Below are 390 nucleotides of genomic sequence, written 5' to 3'. Positions count from 1 at the left end.
ATGCAGGACGGCAAGGCGTTGCAGGCGGGAACGTCGCACTTCCTCGGCACCAATTTCGCACATGCGCAGAACATCCGCTTCCAGAACGCGGCGGGCGAGCTGGAGTTCGCGAACACGACGAGCTGGGGCGTGTCGACGCGGATGGTCGGCGCGGTCATCATGGTCCACGGCGACGACGATGGCCTGCGCGTGCCGCCCGCGATCGCACCGTGGCAGGTGGTGATCGTGCCGATGCTGCGCGACCAGCCGGAGGACGCGGCGATCGTCGACTATGGCCGTTCGCTCCAGCAGGACCTCGCCGGTCTGACGGCGCTGGGCGAGCCGGTGCGCGCGCTGCTCGACCTGAAGCCCGCCAAGGCCGCGACGAAGCGCTGGGGCTGGGTGAAGAAG

The 390-nt window shown here is 69.2% G+C and carries 1 pseudogene; it reads left to right on the top strand.

The features are described from left to right. Positions 1–390 (top strand): annotated as a pseudogene (locus AC0IYH_RS29690) (proline--tRNA ligase); the annotation flags it as partial.

This window comes from Pseudomonas sp. AC463 (genome assembly GCF_979253585.1).
The sequence above is the reverse complement of the archived record's forward strand: the minus strand, read 5'-3'. Positions and strand labels throughout refer to the sequence as shown.